This is a genomic window from Fictibacillus sp. NRS-1165 (genome assembly GCF_050468105.1).
Classification (GTDB): domain Bacteria; phylum Bacillota; class Bacilli; order Bacillales; family Fictibacillaceae; genus Fictibacillus_C; species Fictibacillus_C terrinigri.
The window spans coordinates 1-22,546 of record NZ_JBDPNU010000037.1; the positions used below are offsets into that span (position 1 = coordinate 1).

The 22,546-nt window shown below is 43.2% G+C and carries 29 protein-coding genes, 3 pseudogenes and 1 riboswitch; of the genes and pseudogenes, 20 read left to right on the forward strand and 12 right to left on the reverse strand.

All coding sequences use genetic code 11. The features are described from left to right. Positions 1–138 precede the first annotated feature (138 nt). Complete coding sequence (locus ABHN01_RS16415) at positions 139–645, reverse strand: helix-turn-helix domain-containing protein (protein ID WP_429876423.1); 507 nt, start codon at positions 643–645, stop codon at positions 139–141. 332 nt (positions 646–977) lie between these two features. On the opposite strand from ABHN01_RS16415, the gene ABHN01_RS16420 reads away from it, so the two are divergent. Next, positions 978–1,751, forward strand: a complete 774-nt coding sequence (locus ABHN01_RS16420; RefSeq protein WP_290398354.1) for a GDSL-type esterase/lipase family protein — start codon at positions 978–980, stop codon at positions 1,749–1,751. A gap of 53 nt (positions 1,752–1,804) precedes the next feature. Here the strand turns inward: ABHN01_RS16420 and ABHN01_RS16425 are convergent, their stop codons facing one another. The 6 genes and pseudogenes from ABHN01_RS16425 to ABHN01_RS16450 form a co-directional block, all read right to left on the reverse strand. Next, positions 1,805–1,975, reverse strand: coding sequence for a hypothetical protein (locus ABHN01_RS16425; protein WP_429876424.1), 171 nt, complete (start codon positions 1,973–1,975; stop codon positions 1,805–1,807). A 268-nt stretch (positions 1,976–2,243) separates the two neighbouring features. Then, entirely contained in the window at positions 2,244–2,564 is a 321-nt protein-coding gene (locus ABHN01_RS16430) for a hypothetical protein (protein ID WP_429876425.1), read from the reverse strand. A gap of 15 nt (positions 2,565–2,579) precedes the next feature. After that, positions 2,580–2,856: pseudogene (locus ABHN01_RS16435) on the reverse strand (PadR family transcriptional regulator). A gap of 224 nt (positions 2,857–3,080) precedes the next feature. Beyond that, complete coding sequence (locus tag ABHN01_RS16440; protein WP_290398355.1) at positions 3,081–3,278, reverse strand: KGG domain-containing protein; 198 nt, start codon at positions 3,276–3,278, stop codon at positions 3,081–3,083. 133 nt (positions 3,279–3,411) lie between these two features. Beyond that, positions 3,412–3,717, reverse strand: coding sequence for a DUF3243 domain-containing protein (locus tag ABHN01_RS16445; protein WP_429876426.1), 306 nt, complete (start codon positions 3,715–3,717; stop codon positions 3,412–3,414). A 103-nt stretch (positions 3,718–3,820) separates the two neighbouring features. Continuing rightward, positions 3,821–4,561 (reverse strand): TrkA C-terminal domain-containing protein, encoded by a 741-nt coding sequence (locus tag ABHN01_RS16450; protein ID WP_429876427.1) that lies wholly within the window; start codon positions 4,559–4,561, stop codon positions 3,821–3,823. Positions 4,562–4,743: 182 nt separating this feature from the next. Here ABHN01_RS16450 and ABHN01_RS16455 point away from each other — a divergent pair, with 182 nt between their 5' ends. Further along, entirely contained in the window at positions 4,744–6,024 is a 1,281-nt protein-coding gene (locus tag ABHN01_RS16455; protein ID WP_429876428.1) for an ArsB/NhaD family transporter, read from the forward strand. Between the two features lie 39 nt (positions 6,025–6,063). Here the strand turns inward: ABHN01_RS16455 and ABHN01_RS16460 are convergent, their stop codons facing one another. Next, a complete protein-coding gene (locus tag ABHN01_RS16460; RefSeq protein ID WP_429876429.1) occupies positions 6,064–6,729 on the reverse strand; it encodes a L,D-transpeptidase in 666 nt (221 codons plus the stop codon). Positions 6,730–6,950: 221 nt separating this feature from the next. On the opposite strand from ABHN01_RS16460, the gene ABHN01_RS16465 reads away from it, so the two are divergent. From ABHN01_RS16465 to ABHN01_RS16490, 6 genes are all read left to right on the forward strand, one after another. Then, a complete protein-coding gene (locus ABHN01_RS16465; protein ID WP_429876430.1) occupies positions 6,951–8,102 on the forward strand; it encodes an acyl-CoA dehydrogenase family protein in 1,152 nt (383 codons plus the stop codon). A 98-nt stretch (positions 8,103–8,200) separates the two neighbouring features. Beyond that, positions 8,201–8,422 carry a hypothetical protein gene (locus ABHN01_RS16470; RefSeq protein ID WP_290398360.1) on the forward strand — a complete coding sequence of 74 codons (222 nt, stop codon included), beginning with the start codon at positions 8,201–8,203 and terminating at the stop codon, positions 8,420–8,422. Positions 8,423–8,558: 136 nt separating this feature from the next. Next, positions 8,559–8,876 carry a metal-sensitive transcriptional regulator gene (locus ABHN01_RS16475; RefSeq protein ID WP_425589552.1) on the forward strand — a complete coding sequence of 106 codons (318 nt, stop codon included), beginning with the start codon at positions 8,559–8,561 and terminating at the stop codon, positions 8,874–8,876. Between the two features lie 23 nt (positions 8,877–8,899). Further along, positions 8,900–9,106 (forward strand): copper chaperone CopZ, encoded by a 207-nt coding sequence (gene copZ / locus ABHN01_RS16480; protein ID WP_290399044.1) that lies wholly within the window; start codon positions 8,900–8,902, stop codon positions 9,104–9,106. 33 nt (positions 9,107–9,139) lie between these two features. Then, positions 9,140–9,295 (forward strand): hypothetical protein, encoded by a 156-nt coding sequence (locus tag ABHN01_RS16485; RefSeq protein ID WP_429876431.1) that lies wholly within the window; start codon positions 9,140–9,142, stop codon positions 9,293–9,295. Between the two features lie 175 nt (positions 9,296–9,470). Continuing rightward, on the forward strand, positions 9,471–9,788 hold the full coding sequence (locus ABHN01_RS16490) for a hypothetical protein (RefSeq protein ID WP_429876432.1): 318 nt from the start codon (positions 9,471–9,473) through the stop codon (positions 9,786–9,788). A 5-nt stretch (positions 9,789–9,793) separates the two neighbouring features. Here ABHN01_RS16490 and ABHN01_RS16495 read toward each other — a convergent pair whose 3' ends face one another. After that, complete coding sequence (locus ABHN01_RS16495) at positions 9,794–10,678, reverse strand: sulfite exporter TauE/SafE family protein (RefSeq protein ID WP_429876433.1); 885 nt, start codon at positions 10,676–10,678, stop codon at positions 9,794–9,796. Positions 10,679–10,901: 223 nt separating this feature from the next. After that, a riboswitch (SAM riboswitch) is annotated at positions 10,902–11,010 on the forward strand. 203 nt (positions 11,011–11,213) lie between these two features. On the opposite strand from ABHN01_RS16495, the gene ABHN01_RS16500 reads away from it, so the two are divergent. From ABHN01_RS16500 to ABHN01_RS16545, 10 genes and pseudogenes are all read left to right on the forward strand, one after another. Next, a complete protein-coding gene (locus ABHN01_RS16500; protein ID WP_425589553.1) occupies positions 11,214–11,330 on the forward strand; it encodes a YezD family protein in 117 nt (38 codons plus the stop codon). Between the two features lie 95 nt (positions 11,331–11,425). Then, on the forward strand, positions 11,426–12,127 hold the full coding sequence (locus ABHN01_RS16505; protein ID WP_429876434.1) for a phosphoadenylyl-sulfate reductase: 702 nt from the start codon (positions 11,426–11,428) through the stop codon (positions 12,125–12,127). Between the two features lie 30 nt (positions 12,128–12,157). Continuing rightward, positions 12,158–13,306, forward strand: coding sequence for a sulfate adenylyltransferase (gene sat, locus ABHN01_RS16510; protein WP_429876435.1), 1,149 nt, complete (start codon positions 12,158–12,160; stop codon positions 13,304–13,306). Positions 13,307–13,317: 11 nt separating this feature from the next. Beyond that, on the forward strand, positions 13,318–13,917 hold the full coding sequence (gene cysC / locus ABHN01_RS16515) for an adenylyl-sulfate kinase (RefSeq protein WP_290398367.1): 600 nt from the start codon (positions 13,318–13,320) through the stop codon (positions 13,915–13,917). A 16-nt stretch (positions 13,918–13,933) separates the two neighbouring features. Next, a pseudogene (locus tag ABHN01_RS16520) lies at positions 13,934–14,542 on the forward strand (nitrite/sulfite reductase); the annotation flags it as partial. A 21-nt stretch (positions 14,543–14,563) separates the two neighbouring features. Beyond that, positions 14,564–14,785 (forward strand): DUF3906 family protein, encoded by a 222-nt coding sequence (locus tag ABHN01_RS16525; RefSeq protein ID WP_429876436.1) that lies wholly within the window; start codon positions 14,564–14,566, stop codon positions 14,783–14,785. 15 nt (positions 14,786–14,800) lie between these two features. Next, entirely contained in the window at positions 14,801–15,583 is a 783-nt protein-coding gene (gene cobA / locus ABHN01_RS16530; protein WP_429876437.1) for a uroporphyrinogen-III C-methyltransferase, read from the forward strand. After that, a complete protein-coding gene (locus ABHN01_RS16535) occupies positions 15,584–16,330 on the forward strand; it encodes a sirohydrochlorin chelatase (RefSeq protein WP_429876438.1) in 747 nt (248 codons plus the stop codon). Positions 16,331–16,632: 302 nt separating this feature from the next. Next, a complete protein-coding gene (locus ABHN01_RS16540; protein ID WP_429876439.1) occupies positions 16,633–17,169 on the forward strand; it encodes an NfeD family protein in 537 nt (178 codons plus the stop codon). A 23-nt stretch (positions 17,170–17,192) separates the two neighbouring features. Beyond that, positions 17,193–18,753: pseudogene (locus ABHN01_RS16545) on the forward strand (SPFH domain-containing protein). A gap of 44 nt (positions 18,754–18,797) precedes the next feature. Here ABHN01_RS16545 and ABHN01_RS16550 read toward each other — a convergent pair. Both ABHN01_RS16550 and ABHN01_RS16555 read right to left on the reverse strand, forming a co-directional pair. Beyond that, positions 18,798–19,124, reverse strand: a complete 327-nt coding sequence (locus tag ABHN01_RS16550) for a LysE family transporter (protein ID WP_429876473.1) — start codon at positions 19,122–19,124, stop codon at positions 18,798–18,800. After that, positions 19,076–19,435, reverse strand: coding sequence for a LysE family translocator (locus ABHN01_RS16555; RefSeq protein WP_429876440.1), 360 nt, complete (start codon positions 19,433–19,435; stop codon positions 19,076–19,078). Before ABHN01_RS16555 ends, ABHN01_RS16550 begins: the two co-directional genes overlap by 49 nt. Positions 19,436–19,537: 102 nt before the next feature. On the opposite strand from ABHN01_RS16555, the gene ABHN01_RS16560 reads away from it, so the two are divergent. After that, positions 19,538–20,152, forward strand: a complete 615-nt coding sequence (locus ABHN01_RS16560) for a VOC family protein (protein WP_429876441.1) — start codon at positions 19,538–19,540, stop codon at positions 20,150–20,152. Between the two features lie 180 nt (positions 20,153–20,332). Here the strand turns inward: ABHN01_RS16560 and ABHN01_RS16565 are convergent, their stop codons facing one another. Then, positions 20,333–21,547, reverse strand: a complete 1,215-nt coding sequence (locus tag ABHN01_RS16565) for a cytochrome P450 (protein WP_429876442.1) — start codon at positions 21,545–21,547, stop codon at positions 20,333–20,335. 207 nt (positions 21,548–21,754) lie between these two features. Between ABHN01_RS16565 and ABHN01_RS16570 the strand changes: the two genes are divergently transcribed. Continuing rightward, a complete protein-coding gene (locus ABHN01_RS16570; RefSeq protein ID WP_429876443.1) occupies positions 21,755–22,522 on the forward strand; it encodes a class I SAM-dependent methyltransferase in 768 nt (255 codons plus the stop codon). Positions 22,523–22,546: the final 24 nt, after the last annotated feature.

The following is a 22,546-nucleotide window of genomic DNA, read 5'->3' on the forward strand; positions in this document are numbered from 1 at the left end:
TCTTTTGGATGGTTTCTTTTGCGTTACTGTATTTGTCAGGACGATTCATTCGCTTTGCTCAATAGTAATAAGTGCTGCGAGGAATACGTGCGATTTTTACAAGGTCAATCACCTTGAATTGATGCCTTAACTCATGGATTACTTGCGACTTGATTTGTTCTGTCGTTTTTCCTTTTCTTGAATTAAGGCTTGTAACTTTTTTAAGTAGGCATTCTCCATTCGCAAACGCTCGTTTTCTTTGCGTAGTGCTTCTTCTGATCCTTCTATTGGCTTTTGTTTTTTCGATTTCTTCATAGGTGGACGCCCCCTTTTTTTAGCTCGGAGAGCGTCGACTCCACCTGTGTCAAATAAACGTTTCCAATTCCATACGGTGGAAACCGAAGGGATATTGAAAACGGAAGAAGTCTCGAAAGTGGACGCTCCTGTATCGTTCATAAAGTGAAGTACGTCCATTTTAAACTCGATTGGATAGTTTGTATATGACTTTTGAAAACCTTTCAGACCATGAATACGATATTTAGCTACCCATTCCTTTAATGAAGTACTGTCTACTCCATAACGTTTTGCCGTATCTTTGTAAGATTCTACTCCATTTAAATAAGCCTGAATGGCGGCTAATTGAGTGTCTAAAGAATAGTTAGTCACAAAAAACTGCACCTCCAATTGTTAGTTGTGTCTAACAATTGGGGTGCAGTTCACTGACTGCGGTTGTTTTTCGTTGATCACGTGTTGGCAGGAATGACAGATGTATGCTGTACGATGAATAACCAAGGATTTATGATCAACTAAGTACTTTGACATAAAATACCCCCGCATTACTCTGACATAACCCTATCCTAACATATTAATGTTGGGGGAATATTGCAAATATTGAAAACCGCCATAAGGTTTCTAAAAGTTTACTTTTATAGAGTGGGGGGAAATCATTTAAGCTATATCGTTAAATCGAACAGAAAATAGCATCCGGAGGCTTCATCATGATCAAAAACAAACTCATTATTGCATCCTGTTTGCTCTTATTCATTGCAGGCATTCTTTTTTCCATCATTAAGCTTAATCTTCCTTCTGTTCTTTCCTCAATGACCCATTCCGGAAAATCAGTCGTAAAAAACGAAGGCAAAGAATTTAATATCATTGCTTTGGGCGATTCATTATCCTATGGTGTAGGGGACGCTGGGAACAGCGGCTATATTGGGAAAGTGGAAGAACGGCTGGAAAATCACATGAAAAGTGAGATTACAGTCAAGGATTACGGAGTTCCCGATGATACAAGCGCCTTATTATTAAAACGTTTAAAGAATGAGCAGCTGCAGTCATCCATCGGCTCTGCCCATATGATTTTTTTAAATATTGGCATGAATGATTACTTAAACAGCCTGATCCTAACGAAGACCCAGCCGGATCGAAAAAAAGTAATCATGATGAAAGCACAGCTGAACTATCAAAACAATGTAAAAAAGGCGCTTACAGAAATGAGAAAAGAAAATCCAAAAGCAAAAATATACTTAGTAGGCATTTATAATCCATTTCCAAACCGCAAAGACCGGCTTCCTGAAAGCAGCCTGGTTCAGCAATGGAACAAAAGAGCGGAGAAAATAACGGCTGAACAGAAAAATGTGCGGTTTATTAATGTGGAGGGCGTCTTCACAGGTAAAAACAAAAAAGATTATTTCGCTGATGAAGTACATCCTAATAAAAACGGATACACCTTAATCAGTGATGAAGTGTATAAACATTTAGAATTAAGTTGAACCGGCATCACAGAAAAATTAATCGCTGCCATCTAAAACGGCAGCCTTATAGGTTAGTCGTTTCTGGTGTTGTTTGTTTGCCGTTTGAATTGAATGACAAGAAGAATCAAGATCACTAGATAACTGAAGAGAGTAGGTAAAATGATCTTCGTTTTATACTCTACAGGAAGGACTCGAATAGCGATTTCCGGGAGATAGACCGCAATGGGAATGATAATGGACACCCATGACTTGCTCCAGATCGAAATCCCAATAAAGATTCCGCATGCAAACGCCGCAGCTAGTCCTCTTCCGATGATACTATCAACCTCCCAAACGGGCTGGCCGACATGTCGATCTAATCATAAGATGGCAACAAAAGAAAGCGTCATGATTATGCTTAAACCTGCAAAGAGACTATACTCAACTTTTTTTGAAGGATTTTTCTTTGCAATAAAATGTAAACCGGTCATGCTGAAAAAAACATAATGAAATAGATCAGAGGATATCCGATTAAAGCATACATGGAGTAATGCATCGAGTTTTTAATGGCATCTCCGAGCAAAGACAAGCAAATGCTCCTGAGATCAAAACAGGAATGACTTTTGACCAACCAAAATAATCGACCTTCATTTCTTTTGCAATACTCTCCATGTATTGCTCAGGGGACTGACCGATGATGTGGGTGATCGATTTTCCATTCCTTTCAGCTTCTCTCAGATGATCTCCTAATTCTTCGGTGATCTCTTCAATTTCCGATTTTTTTCTGCCGCTTGAAAACAAATACAATCGTAAGTTTTGTAGAAACTCTTGGCTTTGTTTGGATAGTTCCAATTTAATTCCTCCTTTTTATTGATCGTTTAATAGTCTGGAAACACTGTCAGAAAGCATCCGCCATCGCTCATCGAAAGCTTTCAGTTCGGCAAGGCCCATAGTTGTTAACGAATAATACTTTCGTTTCGGTCCTGAGGGAGATGGTTTAATAGTGGTGGTAACAAGCGCCTCTTTTTTCATTCGAAGCAGGAGAGGATAAATCAATCATTTCATACCCGTATATTTCCCCTTTAGAGATCACGGCCAACAGGTAGCCTTCCAAAACACCTTTAAGCATTTGACTTGAGGACAAAATAACGCCTCCTAAATGAAGAGTATGTTGCAATGCAAGATAGTGGGTTGCAAAGTTGCTATTTTGTAATACTCAAAGCATAACAAAAATTATTTCATTTAATCTTTTTTTAAATTAAATGGGGAAAGGGCCGGGATGGGCAGCGGATTTCCTAAAGTCAGAACAGTTGTAAACAAAAAAAGATGGGGCTTTTTGCCCCATCTCACAATTTTACAGCTGATTTTTTAATCATTATGGCGTGCTTTTCCGCCTTTGCTTCCAATATCCTCATAAAATTCCCGATCGTGATTCTTGGAGGTGGCATTGCCTCCTTTTTTACCGATCTCTTGATAAAATTCTTTGCTGTGGCTGCGGGAAGTAGCTTCTCCGCCCTTCTTTCCTGCTTCTTCCCTAGACATATTGTGATTATTGTTCTTGGCCATTTGGAATCACTCCTTTGGTAGAATTAATTTTAATTTGGCCTTAGTTTTGTGTTCCCCCTAAGCGTATTTTTAAACATAGGGTGAATCAAAAAGAGCAATGGATAACGGTCCGCTGCTCTTTTATGGTTGACTGTTAAACTACCAGACGGACCAGTATATGAGCGAGTGCATGCTGCTGATCTTTGTCTCCCGTTTTCCATAATTCCTGAAGGAGTTTTTCTTCTGAGTTTCTAGGTTCTTCATGTTCAGCAAGATATCCCGCTACTTTTTCGGCGGCTTTCGCCAGCTGCTCTTCACCTAATCCTAACTTTTGGCCTTTGCTTACTTTGTCTGATAAATATCCTTTAAATTCCTCAAAATCTTGTAAAATTTGATCCTTCTTTTCAGAGTCCATATTTGCTACTTTCTCATCTACATTGCTCACATTTGTGTTAGCCATTGTACATTCCTCCTAAAAGTTGAGATATAGGAGCAGTACCCCGTTCTTCATAGAACGAACCTTGATTTTTATAAAAAGATATTACATAAATTAAACAAATATTTTACATGTCAATTTCATGGTGCTGTGTTTTTGGGGGACGTTCTTCTCTCCGGCTTTCCTTTTTATCAGGAAGCTTTTCATTTTCTTCTTGATTAAACTTATTCTTTATTATCCTCTCATTTCCATAAACAATCAGGCGGTCACCTTCCCGGATCTCTGTCTCATAAAGGTTCTCGCGCAATGGCAAGTCTCCGCGAATCAACAATATGACATGAATATCTTCACCGGGTTCAATCAATGCCTTAACTTCCTTTCCTATTAAGGAAAAGTCTTCTCTTACAAGGATCGCTGTAACAAAGTCTTCTTCGTCAAAATAGAGGACATCTTTGATTGGCAGTTCCGATAGAGGATAGCTATCTTTCGTTTCTTCTTCTACTGTTTGTGTAAAAAAGGTTTGAACGCTCGGAATCTTTAAGATAAGAAGCAGCACGAGCAGGGTGGTAGAGATGACCATCAGTTCGGTCGTCTTAAAATCGTCAGCGAGAATGCTGCTGATGGAGGATATGATTACGGCCAAGGAAAAAGCGCCAAATAGAATAAGAAAAGCACTGATCTTTCTCCGAAGCGGGTGGTCAATAATCAATTTAGATTCGTCGGTCGTAAAGCCGGTTCCGGTTAGCATGGAGATGACTTGATACCTGGATATTTTGCGGTCCAGCCCAGTATATACAAGAAGGGTTGAAGCGATCTCAATGACGAGCCCGACAATGATGAGATATAAAAAAATAAAAATGTAGCCCATACAATAGCCTCCATTCAGTAGGTCTATACAAATATTCCATTCTTTTGTGGATTTGAAACAAAAAGGTGGAGGGAAAAAAGACCATACCCATTGAACATTAGTTGAGCAATACAACGAAACCCATTTACCCGTTCATCGGTAATGAAGTATTATTTAGTTAAGAAAGATGGGGGAGATGAGATATGGGACAACAGGCAATCATAGCGCTCAGTATTTTTTTGATTACATACGGCATCATTATTTCTGAAAAAGTGCACCGTACCATTATTTCCATTCTTGGTGGAGCACTCATGGTCACGCTTGGGGTCATTGACCAGCAAACGGCCGTTCATCATATTGATTTTAATACAATCGGTCTTCTCGTCGGTATGATGGTGATTGTAACCATTACGGCGGAAACAGGATTATTCAAATTTATTGCGATATGGGCGGCAAAAAAAGTAAAAGGAGATCCAGTGAAGACTCTCATAACATTAGGTTTGATTACAGCTTTCGGTTCTGCCTTTCTTGATAATGTAACCACGGTTCTGCTTGTCGTACCGGTTACCTTCAGCGTAACAAGGAGGTTGAACCTGAATCCTATTCCGTTTTTAATGACTGAGATCTTTGCGTCCAATATCGGCGGTACAGCAACCATGATCGGCGATCCGCCCAACATTATGATCGGCAGTGCGGTAAAGGAGCTCACCTTCTTGTCCTTTATTGATAATCTGGCTTTGATCTGCGCTATCATTCTAGTGGTCACCATAGCCATCATGGCTGCCTTTTATAAAAAAGGGCTCAAAACAAAACCAGAGTTAGTAGAAAATTTGATGAGGCTCGATGAAAAGAAAGAAATTGTAGACTATAAACTGCTCCGTAAGTGCTTGTTCGCGCTTTTGGTAACCATTGGCGGGTTCTTCCTGCATCAGTTCATTCATGTGGAAACCGCTACCATCGCTTTGTTCGGCGCCTTTCTTCTTTTGCTTCTTGCCGGTGAAAAACACCTGGAGCACGCTCTTGAAAAGGTAGAATGGACGACTCTGTTTTTCTTTGTCGGATTGTTTGTCATTGTAGCCGGGCTGGTTGAGACAGGAATCATTGCGAGTGTGGCTAAACATGCGATGGAGTGGACAGGCGGAGATTTAAAGGCGGCAACTTTCTTGATTCTATGGATGAGTGCGATTGCTTCAGCTTTCGTGGATAACATTCCGTTTGTGGCTACGATGATTCCGATGATTAAAGAGATGGGTCATATGGGAATCAGCAATCTTGATCCTTTATGGTGGAGCCTTTCGCTAGGGGCATGCCTCGGAGGCAATGGAACGTTGATCGGAGCCAGTGCGAACCTTGTGGTTGCCGGACTTGCCGGTAAAGAAGGATATCATATTTCGTTTGTTAAATATTTGATCATCGGATTTCCCTTGATGATCCTATCCATACTCATATCAAGTGTGTATGTGTATATTCGGTATCTTATGTAATGGAAGAACCTCTCCCAAGCAAAGGAGAGGTCCTTTTCATTATTGCCTGGTGACGTATCCATATTGGCCGGCGATCACGGGGAAAGTTTTATCTGTTTTGGTGATAATGACGGTCGTTTGGACAGTAATCTGGTCATAAAGCCACCTTACCTCTTCATTATGCATCCTGATGCAGCCGGAGGAAACATGCTGGCCGATGGAGTTTTCATTGTTGTTTCCGTGAATTGCGTAGGAGATTTGAGGGTTTACGGATAACCCCATCCATCGGTCACCCAGTGGATTCTTTGGATCACCTCCAGCAATATGTTCTTTGTAATAGGGCCTGTTTTTGATTTTATTGGCAATTTTATAAATTCCTTGGGGAGTGGGGGTAGCAGGTTTACCGGATGCAATCGAAAAGGTTTTTACAAGCATTCCGTTTTTATAATAGGCGAGTTCATTGCTTTGAAGGTTAATGATCAAGAGAGGATAGGAAGAAGGAGTTTGTGCCTCTTGGTTCCTTTCCCTGTTTTTGTTTTGAGATGGTAAGGGTTTCACGGATTGTTTTGGAATGTTTATATGATTCTCATTCGGGTTAACAAGTGTCTGCTTGGCTGAAGGATGAACGGGTTTGGGCGAGCTTAATGGGGAGTGCGGATAAAAATGAAAAGAAAAAGCAAACAGTACAATGGCTAAAAATACAAGAATGCGGTGTCGGAGTTTCAACAGTTGATGTCCTTTCTATCGATGAAATAGAGGAATGGGTTTCTAACTTTAAAAAGATCCATCCCTATTTCATTAGACGTCTTTAGGAAAGGAAAGGTCTCTGTCCGACATAAAAATGAACAAAGGGCCTAAGATTAAAGCATGAAAGTTGCTATGTGTACATAAACGAAGTAGGGTAAATATAATAAAACATACTATTAAAAGGCAGTTGGTGAGACAAGATGGAATTTATCCACACTGAATTTCAGGCTCGCTGGATGAAGAAATTACGCGCGCTTAGCGAGGCATTTGCAGAACGTGCGCCCAAACATGACGAGCAAGGCACTTTTCCGTTTGAGAATTTCAAGGAATTGGGAGAAGCCGGCTACTTATCCTTGACGGTCCCTAAAAAATATGGAGGACAGGAGATCAGCCTTTATGACTATATCCTGTTTCAGGAACAAATTGCCCGCGGAGACGGTTCCACGGCATTATCGGTCGGTTGGCATCTTGGTGTGGTCATGGACTTGGCTGACAGGGAACCTTGGAATCCTCAAGTCTTTGAGAAGCTCTGCGAACGGATTGTTCATTCTCGAAGTTTGATCAACCGCGCTTCCACTGAACCGGCAACAGGAAGTCCGACACGAGGCGGGAAACCTCAAACGATTGCTGAACAAAAGGACGGTCAATGGATCTTAAACGGCAGAAAGTCGTTTACCTCCATGGCTCCTGCTCTTGACTATTCCATTGTGTCGGCGTCCGTTAAAGATTCAGACCAAGTATCATCGTTTCTCGTCTCTCATAAAGTTCCAGGTGTTTCCATTGAAGATAAATGGAATACGCTGGGGATGCGTGGGACTCGGAGCGATGATCTGATATTAAAAGATGTGGCCGTTGAACCGGATGACCTTGTAGAAACGGTGGATCAGGAGAACAATGAGCAGCTTCCAAAAGCCTGGCTGCTCCACATCCCGGCATGTTATCTTGGCATCGCCAGAGCTGCCCGAGACTATGCGGTTACCTTTGCAAAAGAGTATAAGCCTAACAGCTTGAAAGGACCGATTAGTGAAGTTCCCGAAGTGCAAAGAAAGATTGGCCTGATGGATTTGGAACTTTTAAAATCAAGACAGCTCATGTACGGAGTCATTCAACAGTGGGAAAGGTATCCGGAAAAACGACAGTCTCTCGGCAGTGCTCTGGCTGCGGTGAAGTATTCAGCGACAAACAGTGCAACCGATATAGTGGATCTGGCCATGAGGATTGTTGGAGCACACAGTCTGTTTCAGGATAATCCGCTGCAAAGGTACTACCGCGATGTGCGAGCAGGTCTTCATAATCCGCCGATGGATGATGCGGTTATTGCCATGTTTGCGAGAAAGGCTTTGAACGACTAACAGTTATGGGAAATTTTGTTTTATCCTGAAGAAAGGATAATGACAATAAAGCGCAGAATATGTTGTATACAGGAACATCTTGAAAAGGGGTGGACAGGATGGAACGTTATTCTGCAAATGAAGCAGCTAACCTTATAGGTGATGCAGCCGTACAAATGCTGCACAGTAAGGGGCTTCTGGTTGTCAGTGAAGAGGAATGGTCAACTCTTCAACAGGAAATGAATACTTCTGAGCTTGAGATCAGAAGGCTGAAGAAGGAATTGCTTCGTTATGCAAGAAAAATAGCAACCTGGAAAACCTTCGGGAAATCGTGCAGTTAAGAAACGGTTTGTCCGGATAAGAGTATGCATACAAGAAACGGGGAATAATAAACGTGATTTATTGTTCCCTGAATTCCGCCCCTTTGCATAGGGTAGGGGGGTATGGTAAAATAAGTTTGAAAAAGGAGGATGGTTGATTTTGGATAGACAAGAACGGGAGTCGCATTGTTCAACAGAAAGAAAGAGCCACCATTCGGATAAAATGAAAAGCAATCTGGTAACCCGGTTAAATCGTATCGAAGGACAAATCAGGGGAGTTAAGGGTATGATTGAACGCGACACATACTGCGATGATGTTCTGACCCAGCTATCAGCCATTCAATCAGCGCTAAACAGTGTCGGCAAACTTCTCCTGGAAGGCCATATGAGAAGCTGTGTTGTGGAAAGAATCCAGGAAGGCGAGCTGGAAGTGATCGATGAACTCCTGGTTACTGTGAAGAGGTTAATGAAATAAAACATCATCTGGGAGGTTTTATGATGGAGAAAATCATGCTAAATGTTAAAGGGATGTCATGCGGACATTGCGTCAATGCCGTCGAAGGAAGTGTAGGAAAACTTAACGGTGTCCATCATGTTAAAGTGCAATTGGAGGAAGGAACCGTTGAAGTTGAGTTTGATTCCAGCAAAGTAAATCTTGAAAAAATTAAAGAAACCATCGATGATCAAGGGTATGATATTGCCTAATACAAGGAGCCGTGCTTCAGCTATGAAGATGGTGTGATTTCGGTTCAATTAAAAGACAAAAAGGGGATGCCGTTTGATGAGCTGGAGGTAAATCACGAAAAGCTGATGCACTTTATTCTGATCAGTGAAGATTTAAAACAGTATATCATCTTCATCCTGAAAAGACAGGTAAAGGCTCGTTTGAAGTAAAGCACGTACTTCAGCCTGGAATTTACAAGGCATTTGTTGACATCAAGCCAAAAAATAAAGCTTATGCTGTCGTTCCGCTGAAAATTGATGCAGGAGGCCCAGGTATCATACTCACCAGCCCGAATTGAGGGCTGATACCACGTTTGCAAAAACGGTGGGTGGATATAGGGTTACGATGACGCCGGCAGCATTTAATGCTGGCAAACCTGTTACGCTTCAATTTGGTTTTGATGACGCGAAACCAGAACCTTATTTTGGTGCGAGGGCCATGTTGTGGTCTTCAGGAGAGAAAAATGTTCACGTTCATCCTTCCTGCCCTGACAAAACGGCATTTGTGACAGAGTTTGAGGAGCCGGGCCTTTATAAATTGTGGGCTGAGTTTAAGATCAATGGGAAAGTGATCACGTATCCGTTCGTAATACCACAAAAGCTGACTCCATGGAGTCAGCTTTTGTTGATATCAATATGTGACAGCACCACTCAGTGGAGATGATGGTTTCAGCTCGCGCGCCCCGCTGAGAAAGAATGCTTTTTATTTTTCCTTATGCTGAAGAAAATGGCTGCCAGCCAAACGACGACCAAAACGGTATACACCGATTGTAATGCAGCACCAGAAATTCCAGCGGTCTGAAGCAGTGTCCGGGCGTTTGTTACAATAATCAATCCTCCGACTGCCACTCCTAAAATGTGAGAGGGAATGATACGTATAAGCCATGCTGCGATTGGTGCAGCGATTAATCCACCTGCCATAAGAGCAATGACCCACATCCAATTGACCTGCTCCCATCCTAGGGAGATGAGGAAACCGACCGTGGCAGAAAGCGCAACAGCAAATTCACTTGTATCTACGGATCCAATGACCTTTCTCGTTGATGTGCCGTTTTTGGCTAACAAGACAGGTGTGGCTACTGGACCCCAGCCGCCTCCTCCAGTGGCATCGAGGAAGCCCGCAGCAAGTCCGAGCGGAATAAGCTGCTTTCGGCTGAATGCTTTTTCATGATCCACGGGCTTAGTGTTCTTTTTAAACAAAAACCGGTACAGAATAAAGAAACCAAGAAACAGCAGGAAAAAGGAAATATAGGGTTTCACTGCGTCGCCGGGAAGATTGGATAAAAAGCATGCTCCGGTAAAAGCGCCAATCGAGCCCGGAATAATGAGACGGAATATGATTTTACGGTCCACATTACCAAACCTGATGTGTGATGCACCTGAGGCGGCTGTCGTAACAACCTCTGCAAAGTGGACCGAAGCCGAAGCAACCGCCGGGGCGATTCCGAAGGCAAGCAGCAGGGACGTTGAAGTCAGTCCGTAAGCCATACCGAGAGACCCATCGATGAGTTGTGCAATGAGTCCGATCAGGGCAAGGGTGATCAGTTTTTTCATATTTCTCCTCCTAAAAATAAAAGACCCTTAACAGTATAGTTAAGAGCCTTCGGTTTTTCCGATCAGCAGTGTATCTCTTTTCGAATTTAGTATCTACTATATTCAATGGAATCGAAGTCTGTCAATAAAATTTTTGGATATTTCAATAAATATTTTTTAATCCGATAAGAATAATGGGGTTTCCGAAAGCGTAAATGTGTGTTATTATTTAAAAAAATAAAAAAACTTATCCAGAGCGGTGAAGGGAACTGGCCCGATGAAACCCGGCAACCTGCAGTTATTGCAAGGTGCTAACTCCAGCAGAATGTTTATTACATTTTGGAAGATAAGGTAATGTGTTTACCTCGTCAGTCTTTCCGAAATGGAAAGGTTTTTTTATTGCCCAGGTTTTTTATGAAATAAAAAAACTAGTTCGGGTTAAATCAAAAAAACCAAGTTTTTTATTGGGATAAAGAGTATTGTTATTCCTAAAAAACCAACAAAACTTATTGAACAAGGAGGTTCTGATGTGGTAAACGGAAAAAGCCAGGATGAAATCTTTGAACACCTAAAAGAGATGCTAAGCAGCATTAAATATGGGTCCATTACATTAATTGTTCAGGATGGTAAGCTGATTCAGCTGGAAAAAAACGAAAAGGTACGCTTTAAATAATATTCGCTGACTAGAAAACTAGAGGCGGTTTTAACTGAGCAGAATAGATGCTTATGGTTAAAGCTGTCTTTTTTTATATTGGAGAGGTGGTCAATATGCTCAAGTTTGACACATGGGAAGAGCAAGAGTTTGCGTTTCCGGAGGACAGTGAAACAAAGGGGGCACTCGAAGTACTGAAATGGGGCTATGGACAATATGGAGATGAGCTCGTTTATGCATGCAGTTTCGGTATAGAAGGCAGCGTTCTGGTGGATCTCGTCTCTCAGGTGAAGCCGAATGCCAGAGTGGTCTTCCTCGATACAGGGCTTCATTTCAAGGAAACCTACGAGGTGATCGAAAAAGCGAAGAAAAGATATCCAGCCATGAAGATTGAATTGAAAAAACCGTCACTGACACTGGCTGAACAGGCGGAAAAGCATGGCGGCGAGTTATGGAAAAGGGAGCCGAACCTTTGCTGTTATATACGAAAGGTAGCACCTCTCGAGGAAACGCTGAATGGAGCTCCGGCATGGCTTTCGGGTCTCAGGAGAGAGCAGTCGGCTGGAAGGAGCAATGTCCAGTACATTAATAAGGACGACCGTTTTAAATCAGTGAAAATCTGTCCGTTGATCCATTGGACATGGAAGGAAATTTGGAGATACGCATACAAACATGATCTTCCCTACAACCCGCTTCACGATCAGGGGTATCCGAGCATCGGCTGTGAGCCATGTACGCTTCCGGCTGACGGATCGGGGGATTCCCGCTCAGGGCGCTGGTCAGGTCATGGAAAAACAGAATGCGGACTTCATCAATAATTAACTACACTTTAGGAGGAACTAAATAACATGACTACGATTTTACCGCATGGAGGAAAGCTGATTAACCGTTATGAACCAAATTTATCTGTAGACCATATTCAAAAGGAGATTGAACTGGATGCTACATCTTTAAGTGATCTTGAACTGATCGGTGTAGGTGCCTACAGTCCGATTACAGGGTTTCTGCATGAAGAAGATTATCAATCTGTGGTTGACTCCCTTCGACTTGCTGATGGTACGGTTTGGAGCATTCCGATCGTTCTGCCGGTTCACGAAAAGCAAGCAAGGACTCTGTCATCAGGAGATCAGGCGAGGCTCGTGTTTGAGGGAGTAACGTACGGAATCATAGAAGTGGAAGATCTTTATCGTCCGGACATCAAACATGAAGCAGAGCAAGTCTATCAAACTGCAGATATTGAGCATCCTGGAGTGAAGAAGCTGATCGAACGGCCTTCTTACTATGTAGGCGGTCCTATTACTCTCGTAAAGAGGCCGCACAAACAGCGTTTTATAGAGTATCGGCTGGATCCGGCTGAAACCCGCCAAGTTTTCAGGGAGAGGGGATGGAATACGGTCGTAGGATTTCAGACAAGAAACCCTGTACATCGAGCTCATGAATATATTCAAAAAACAGCACTTGAAACCGTTGATGGACTATTTCTGAATCCGCTTGTAGGGGAGACAAAATCAGATGATATTCCCGCTGACGTAAGGATGGAGAGCTATGAGATCCTGCTGGATAACTATTATCCGAAAGACCGGGTGTTCTTGGCCGTATTCCCGGCAGCCATGAGATATGCAGGACCGAGGGAAGCCATTTTTCATGCGATGGTCCGCAAGAACTTCGGATGTACACATTTTATCGTCGGAAGGGATCATGCAGGTGTAGGCAACTATTATGGAACGTATGATGCGCAAAAAATCTTCTCCAGGTTTACGCCGGAAGAACTGGGTATCACACCGATGTTCTTTGAGCACAGTTTTTACTGTACAAAATGTGAAGGGATGGCATCATCAAAAACTTGTCCTCATGACAAAGAAGATCATGTGATCTTGTCAGGTACGAAGGTGAGGGAGCTGCTTAGAAACGGAGAGCTTCCGCCGGCTACCTTCAGCCGAAAAGAGGTCGTTGAGGTACTGATCAAAGGGCTGCAAGAAAAAACAGTGACAGCATAAGGAGGAACACGATGAGCCAGACAAACAATATTACATGGCACGATGCGGCCATTTCAAAAGAAGACAGAAGAACGCAAAATTCCCATCACAGTTTTGTCCTATGGCTGACAGGGCTATCGGGTTCCGGGAAATCCACTCTTGCCAATGAGGTGGCAAAAGAACTTTTTCGAAGGCAGGTGAAAAGCTATGTGCTGGATGGTGACAACATCCGCCATGGCTTAAATAAAGACCTTGGATTTTCAGATGAGGACAGGAAAGAAAACATTCGGCGGATCGGAGAAGTATCCAAACTTTTTGTAGACAGCGGAACGGTTGTGCTGACGGCGTTCATCTCACCTTTTAAAGAAGATCGGGAACAGGCGAGAAAGATGTTGGGAAGTGATGAATTCCTTGAAGTCTTCGTGAAATGCCCGCTCGAAGAATGTGAGAACCGGGATCCGAAAGGACTCTACCAGAAAGCAAGAAAGGGAGAGATCAAATCCTTTACTGGGATCGATTCCCCATATGAGGAACCGGAATCTCCGGATTTTACAGTGGATACGAACGCCTCAACGATTGAGGAATGCACCGCTGAAGTTATCTCTTTTCTTGAAAATAAAAAACTGATCTAAAGGAGAAAGTAATCGTAGAATCTCAAAAATGTATCGCAATGGTGAGATCCGAACCTGTAATTCACAGAACCTGATCATTCCGAATGTACCGGATGAAAGAGTAGACCAACTGCTTCAAGAGCCGATTTTTTTCCGCATTACGGTTCATCCGCGTTCGTTTATCGGCTACTCTGTCTCATGTACCGGGATTGAGTATTGCAACCTGGCACTTGTTGAAACAAAGGAGAGAATGCGCCGTATCGCAGAATTTCTTGATGGGCAGGTGGCGCTGGACGTCCCAGTCAGGCTGCATATGGTCGGATGCCCCAATTCCTGCGGACAACGGCAGATTGCTGACATTGGACTTCAGGGCGTACTGATGAAGACGAAAGATAAAAAAATGGTTGAAGCATTCGAAATATATGTAGGAGGAACATTGGATAACGGCGGAAAATTCAACGACAAACTGAAAGGCAAGTTTGAAGGAGGAACACTGCCCTCTGTGCTGCATGAGTTTTTAACCTACTTTAAAGAACATAAAGAAGCCGGCGAATCCTTCTTTGATTTCGTACAGCGTGTTGGCCTCGAGCCGCTTCAGGAAGAGCTGGATGCCATATCCGGGAGAGTCGGCCAGCTCGTTTCATGATTCGACAACGAGGAGGTACTTATGAATCTATACCGTTTTGAAGTGGCGACGAAGTCAGAGGTAATCGATGTTGTAATTGCCGCCTCCGATGATGAACAGGCTTTTCACTTAGTGGATGTTGAGCTTGAAAAATATTTTTTGAAAGTACCTGAAGTTGAAGACATCACTCTATATGAAAAGAAAAAAATCAGGGACGGCAACGGCTTTGTGATCTATGAACGGGGAACGATACTAAACAGCTGAGGCAGGTGATTGAAATTGAGCAAAGTGTATATAGTAGGTGCTGGACCTGGAGACGCGGAGTTGATTACCGTCAAAGGAGCAAGGTGCATTCAGGAAGCTGATGTTATTCTTTATGACCGGCTGGTGAACAAAGATCTGCTGGATTATGCAAAACCAGGTGCAGACTTGATCTATTGCGGAAAACTCCCTGATCTTCATACGATGCAGCAGGAGACGATCAATCGTTTTCTGGTGAAGTATGCAAAGAAAGGAAAAATTGTAACCCGGCTCAAGGGCGGTGACCCGTTTGTCTTCGGCCGGGGAGGTGAAGAAGCCGAAGCTTTAGTAAAAAACCATGTGGAATTTGAAGTGGTTCCGGGTATTACATCTGGCATCGCTGCGCCGGCTTATGCTGGTATACCGGTTACTCATCGAGACTTTGGAGCCAGCTTTGCCATTGTCACCGGCCACCGCAGAGAAGGAGAGGACGAGAAAGAGAGATGGGAAAGCCTTGCTAAAGGAATTGATACACTTGCGATCTATATGGGTGTCAAGAATCTTCCATACATCTGTGAAAGCCTCATAAAGTATGGAAAGAGCAAAGAAACACCTGCAGCTTTGATCCAGTGGGGTACTTTTGGAGAGCAGCGGACGGTTACAGGAACTTTGGAAACGATTGAAAAAGCAGCCAAAAATGAAGGAATTCAAAATCCAAGCATGATCATTATTGGGGAAGTAGTCAAGCTTCGCGATAAAATCAGCTGGTTTGAGCGGACGCTGATCGAAAAGGAATCTTCTATTATAAGTGAGGCGTTATAAATGAGAGCGCTACTCCTCATCTGCCATGGCAGCAGAACAAAAGCAGGCACGGAAAAAGCATTGGATTTCGCGAAACGGTGCATGGGAGCCAGCGAATATCCCATTAAGGAAGTCTGTTTTCTCGAACTGTCCCCACCTGATATATCCAAAGGGGTCGAAGCATGTGTCCGTCAAGGAGCGACCTCCATCTGTGCTATACCGGTCCTTTTATTAACAGCTGCTCATGCGAAAAAGGATATCCCCGAAGAATTAAAGCTGCAGCAAGAACGCTATACAAATGTAGAAATATCGTATGGGAAACCATTTGGAGTGCATGAATCTCTCTCTCATCTCTTATGGGAAAGGATCACAGAGTCTGTCGATGCGTTTCATAAGGATGCGGTGATCCTTCTTGTTGGAAGAGGCAGCAGTGACCCTGATGTGAAAAGAGACCTCAATGCGATTGCTGCGGACTTGGAAAAGAAATATGATGTCCCACGGGTTGAAACGTGTTTTTTAACAGCTGCCCAGCCTAGCTTTGAGGAGATGCTTAGGCTCTCGGGATGGGGATATCAGCAGATTATTGTTGTTCCCTACCTGCTTTTCCCCGGCATATTGCTCAGCGAGATGAAAAAAGCGATCGCACAACAACAAAAACAGAGTAATCAAAACTTTATCTTATGTGAGGCACTTGGATACCATCCTGTCCTTCAGGACGTGCTCCTCACAAGAATTGAAGAAGCAGAAACCAAAACAGCGGTTGTGTAGACTTTACACAATCATGCTGAATCTCACAAGTCTTAAAGAAAGAGTCTCCATTTATGGAGGCTTTTTTTGTATCGTGAACAATAAATCGCTTCAAATTATTCTTTCAAATGTTAAACTTTTCCATTCGATTCCCGTTTATACAGTTAGAAAAACATGGGAATTTGTGAAAGTTCGACAAATTTTACCAATTATTTCAAACTGTATATGCTACGATGTTCCCAGACAGGGAGAGGGGGAAGGTGGATGGCTGATTACATTCTGTGGTGGTTAAAACCTCATTAAGAAAAGGAGGAGGATGCGTTATGGAGATCATGGGGTATCCGATGGAAACCGTCTATTTAACCGGATTGATTGTATTTGGTTGTATCACCTTTCTGTTTGTTTTGGTGAGTGATCTCATCCACGGAGCATTTGAGGTCTTTTCCCACATACTTAGCCCGACACTCGTGCTTTCCTTCTTTACGATATGGAGTGCAGGCGGATATTTATTGGAGACGATGACGTCAGTAAACAGCTTCCTCGTCTCAGGGATATCTGCAGGATCGGCTTTAATTCTTGTGTCCTTGCTGAATATTTTTGTGCTGATCCTGCTTGCCTCTGCAGAAGCTTCGCTTAATTACGCTGAGGAGGATTTACGGGGGAGAATCGGTAAAGTGATTACTTCCATCCCATCCAATGGCTTTGGTGAAGTGTTTATTGAGGGGATCAGCGGCAATATTGCCAAGATCGCGGTCAGCCATGATAATGAGCCGATCGGGCAAGGATCCAAGATTTTAATCGTGGAAGTTAAAAGCGGGGTTGTTCATGTTATGCCGTATGAACAAACGGCCTTATTGTAACTAAAGAATTGGAGGAATAAGATATGACACCTATTTTTATCGCTGCAGGAATTGTGTTGTTTGTTGTGATTGCACGGTCTCTGTATTTGTTACAAAATATAAGACGGCTGGCCATGATGAAGCACTGATCGTAACGGGCAGTTTCCTTGGCAGCAAGAACGTGAACATCGACGAATCTGGAAACAAGATCAAGATCGTTCGTGGAGGAGGTACTTTTGTATTCCCGGTCTTCCAGCAGTCCGAGCCGCTGAGCCTGCTTTCCAGCAAGCTGGAAGTCCAAACACCGGAAGTGTACACGGAACAAGGGGTTCCAGTTACGGCGGATGGTACGGCCATCATCAAAATCGGAAGTTCAATCGGAGAAATCGAACAGCTGCTGAACAGTTCCTTGGAAAAACCAAGCAGGATCGCGAGCTGGAAGCAAGAGAAGTATTGGAAGGCCATCTCCGGTCCATTCTTGGCTCCATGACAGTTGAAGAAATCTATAAAAACCGCGATAAGTTCTCTCAGGAAGTACAGCGCATTGCTTCTCAGTATCTGGCAAAAATGGGCCTAGTAATCGTTTCTTTTACGATTAAAGATGTAAGGGATAAGAATGGATACCTTGATGCGCTCGGTAAGCCGCGAATCGCTCAGGTAAAACGCGATGCTGATATCGCAACGGCCGAAGCTGAAAAAGAAACGCGCATCAAAAGGGCGGAAGCAAATAAAGAAGCACAGAAATCCGAGCTTGAGCGTGCGACAGAGGTTGCCGAAGCTGAAAAGATCAATCAGCTGAAGATTGCTGAATTCCGCAGGGAGCAGGATATCAAAAGCAAAAGCGGACCAGGCATACCACTTGGAGGAAGCACGAGCCAAACAGGAAGTTACGGAACAGCAGATGCAGATCAAGATCATTGAGCGCCAAAAACAGATTGAATTGGAAGAAAAAGAAATTGCGAGACGTGAGAAGCAATACGATTCCGAAGTAAAGAAAAAAGGGGATGCAGACCGTTATGCGGTAGAGCAGGCGGCGGAAGCGGAAAAGCGAAACAGCTAGCTGAGGCGGATGCCAATAAATACAGAATTGAGGCAATGGCAACGGCTGAGGCTGAAAAAGTACGCCTTGAAGGGATTTCCAAAGCGGAAGCCGAACGAGCAAAAGGGGAAACAGAAGCAGAAGTCATCCGTCTAAAAGGTTTGGCCGAAGCAGAAGCGAAGCAAAAAATTGCAGAAGCCTTTGAAATGTTCGGCCAGGCAGCTATCCTCGATATGATCGTGTACATGCTCCCTGCATATGCAAAAGAAGTGGCTAGCCCGCTTTCCAACATTGATAAGATTACGGTTGTGGATACAGGCAGCAACGGTGAAAACGGCGGAGCCAATAAAGTAACCGGCTATGCGACAAATCTTATGGCATCTCTTCAGGAAACACTCATGGCCTCATTTGGAATTGATGTGAAAGAGCTGATCGAAAATTTTTCAGGCAAAGGCAATGTGAGACAGAGCCTCGATGGACTGCGTTATGAACTTGCTCAAAAAAACAATGAACCAGCCCCGTTTGACCGCAGTGAAGATCCATTGCCGGTAGAATATAACAACTGAGATCCTCCTGTGATTGATAGGGGGATCTTCCTTGTTCCAGAACGTTATAAAGGCAGGTAACGCAAAAGGATCTCTAGATCTTCAATGATCATCTTCCCCCCGTAACCTAAAAAAAGAAGACCGAATAAAAGATCCAAAATCGCTTGGAATCGGGCAATTCCTTCCCGGATAAGCTGCATGCCTATGATAGGGAGAACAGTCAGATACCAGGAGGAATTGCCAGCCAAAAATATAAGTGCGCTGCCGAATGGTTGTGAAGCGATATGCTCTGCGGTCACAAACTGAGGGAAGATACTAAGAAAAAAAAGACTTACCTTTGGATTCAGCAGATTGCTCCAAAAGCCCCGCTGATACGCGAGCGGGTTGATAATGCCATGGACGTAAGGCTAGCTGGGTGGGCAGATTGAGGTGAAATTCTTCGAATCATATTATTGCAGCCTAAATAAATTAAATAAGCCGCTCCCGCCATACGGATAAACAAGTATAATAGAGCTGATTCTTTCAATATGACTGACAGTCCGAGAACGGCGAGAGTGAGATGCAGGATGAAGCTAGTACGATTTCCTAAAAAAGTAGCGTAGCCCATCCGTGTGCCATGGCTTAATGTATGTTTGGTCATTAATAAAAAATCAGGGCCTGGAGAGGCTGCAAGAGCGAGGCCGAGCAAAAATAAAACGAGCATGTTTTGCCTCCAATTGTGATGGCTTGTATACTCTCACTATATGATTGTCTGTAAGGATTCAGACACAGAAAGAATAATTTAGAAGACCCGGGAGTTGGAACTTTGAAACTATTTCATTATCATTTTTGGACAGATAGAGTAGAAGAGACAGAAACTTTTTATCGGCGACTGGGCTTTCGTGTAGAAGGCAGATACGCAATGGAAAGGGGAACGGTAACTCCTTACCATCCTCCATTGGAATGGGATGACTTTCGTGAAAATGCTCTAATCTTCCGCATTATTGAAGTCAGAAAAGGAAATATCAATATAACGTTTGGAGCGGGTAAAAAGCCAATCTTTGACCACATCGGATATTTAGTAAGCGATGAAGAACTGAAGCAGCTTTGCAATCGTGCGGATGTGATGGGATGGAAAACAGAAGTGGGGGCCCGCAGAACATTTATTTATACTCCCTACAGGTTTAAGATAGAGCTGCAAACCCGCAAAGATGCAGTAGACGAGGGAGATGCTTATCTGGCCAGACTGGTAATGGAAAGCCCTGATGAATCATTTGAAAGAGAACTGGAAAGGCTGTTTCACCGGGGAAAGGTGGAAATCAGCTTTGTTTCGGGAGCACAGCTTCACCTTCGGGAGGTTTTTATGAATGGTTTAGAAGGGAGCAGCAAAGATCCGAATAAGGTCATTGTGACGGGTTTAAATGATGAGAAGAGGCACTGATACATCAGTGCCTCCTTTTTTATCATTTTTTTGTTAAGACTTAATGCAGATTTAAGATCAGAGAAACATCTCATACGAAAGGCTGAAACGGATATCTTTATTCTTACAGCAAGGATGGGATCGCTGTCGATTTTATGAGCCAGCTGGTTTGTGAAACAAATGAAGTGCTATCATTTCCAGCTAAAGGACGGTCAGCTTGAACTCCTTTAGTCCGTAAACAAACGTGCTCTGGATCGGTTCAAGCGTAAAATCATCGCTTCTTTTAAATGCAGGGTAGCGTTTTATCCATTCCTGCAGAGCAATCTCCGCTTCAAGACGGGCGAGCGGTGCTCCAAGGCAGAAGTGGATACCTTTTCCGAAGGCGAGATGAGGGTTTGGTTTTCTTTTAATATTGAATCGCCCGGCATCTTTAAACTGCTGCTCGTCCCGATTGGCTGACCCCATCCATGCTACTACGATGTCTCCGGCTTTAATCCGGGCTTCACCAAGCAGGGTATCTTCTTTAGCCACACGGCTCATGGCCTGAACCGGAGACCGATACCGAAGCACTTCCTCAATGGCCAGTGGCAGCGTCCCCTCGGTATCTTTAATTATTTCCTCAAAAACTTCCGGGAATTCTGTAAAGCAGTAAAAGGCATTGCTGATCAAATTCGTCGTTGTTTCATTTCCTGCAACGAGAAGCAGGATGCAGAATCCGATAATCTCCTCTTCTGTGAGCACGGCGCCCTGTGCTTTTGCACCAAGCAAAACAGAGATAATATCTTCTCCAGGGGTCTCCCTTTTATTTCTGACAATCTCTTTAAAATAGACATACAGCTCATGGTACGTTCTTTGCTGATTTTCTTCCAGAAGCCTGATTGCTTCGGGGCTGTTATCCTTTGGCCCTGCAACTACCCAATTCGACCATTCTTTGAATCTGGATTGGTCCTGGAGCGGGACTCCAAGTATTTCAGCGATAACCATGACTGGTAACGGGTAGGATAATTGTTTTACAACATCAATGTCAGCTGCCGGATCGATGTTATCCAGCAGCTGTTTTGCGATGCGTTCGACGCGGGGGCGCCAGTCTTTCATCACTTTAGGTGTAAAGGCCTTGTTTACGAGAGAGCGCATTTGCGTATGTTTTGGCGGGTCAATGCTGATCAGGCTTAATTCGATCGGTGACTTCTGTTGATCATCTTGTTTTTTCGAACGGTTGGAGGAAAAAAATTCTTTTGTTTCGAGAACATACTTTACACTTTGATAGTCAAAGACGTCCCATGCTCCGCGTTTTTCGTCTTTACGGACAGGGCTTTCTTTCCGCATTTGTTCATACCAGGAAAAAGGTTCATATCTTTCTTCTTTCGTCGAGATTTCCTCTACTTGCCGAAAGGCTGTTTGAGTAGAATTTTCCATGGTTCATCCCCTCCAATTTTGGTGGTAGCTACATTTAAAGAATACGGGGTATGAATATAAAGTACAAATAATTTCCATTTAAATTTTTAGTGTTTTAACATTCTGTTCTTATCATTAGTTTTACTTATGGGATTAGCATGTTTATTAGTAATTTTCTTACATATGGCTTATGCATATGATGAAATGGAGAGGAAGGAGAGAGGAAAGATGGATATTAAAGCGAGGGTACAGGAGCAGTTTGGAAAAAATGCTGAAAAATATGTGAGCAGTCCCATTAATGCAAAGGGCAAGGATTTGGAACAAATGGCGAAGATCTCAAATGCTGGTGCGAACGACCGGCTGCTCGACATTGCCACTGGAGGCGGTCATACTGCTAATCTGTTTGCGCCTCTAGTGAAGGAAGTGACGGCATTGGATTTGACGAGCGAAATCTTGGAAGCTGCCAAAACATTTATTGAAGGAAACGGATATCAAAATGTCTCTTTTATAAAAGGGGATGCGGAAAACCTTCCTTTTCCAAAGGAATCTTTTGAGGCAGTTACATGCAGGATAGCACCTCATCATTTTCCAGATCTTCAAGCTTTTATTTCTGAATCGTATCGTGTGCTGGCCCAGGGAGGAACCCTGTTGATCATAGATAACACAGCACCCGAAAAGCAGGAATATGATGAGTTTTATAATGACATAGAAAAACGAAGAGATCATAGCCATTTTCGGGCATGGAAGAAATCAGAGTGGCTGAAATTCTTGGAAGAAGCGGGATTTAAGATTGAGCAGATGCACGTTTTTAAAAAGACATTTTCATTTGACAGCTGGTGCAGCCGGATGCAGATGAAAATAGAGGAAAAAGATCAGCTGATAAGAAAAATGCTGGAGTCGCCGTCTCATTTAAAAAGGTATTTTGGTGTACGGGAGCAGAGTGGGAAAATTCAGGAATTCAGCGGAGAGGCCGTTCTGATCAAAGCGATCAAATAAGGAGCTTACCATTATGACTATTGA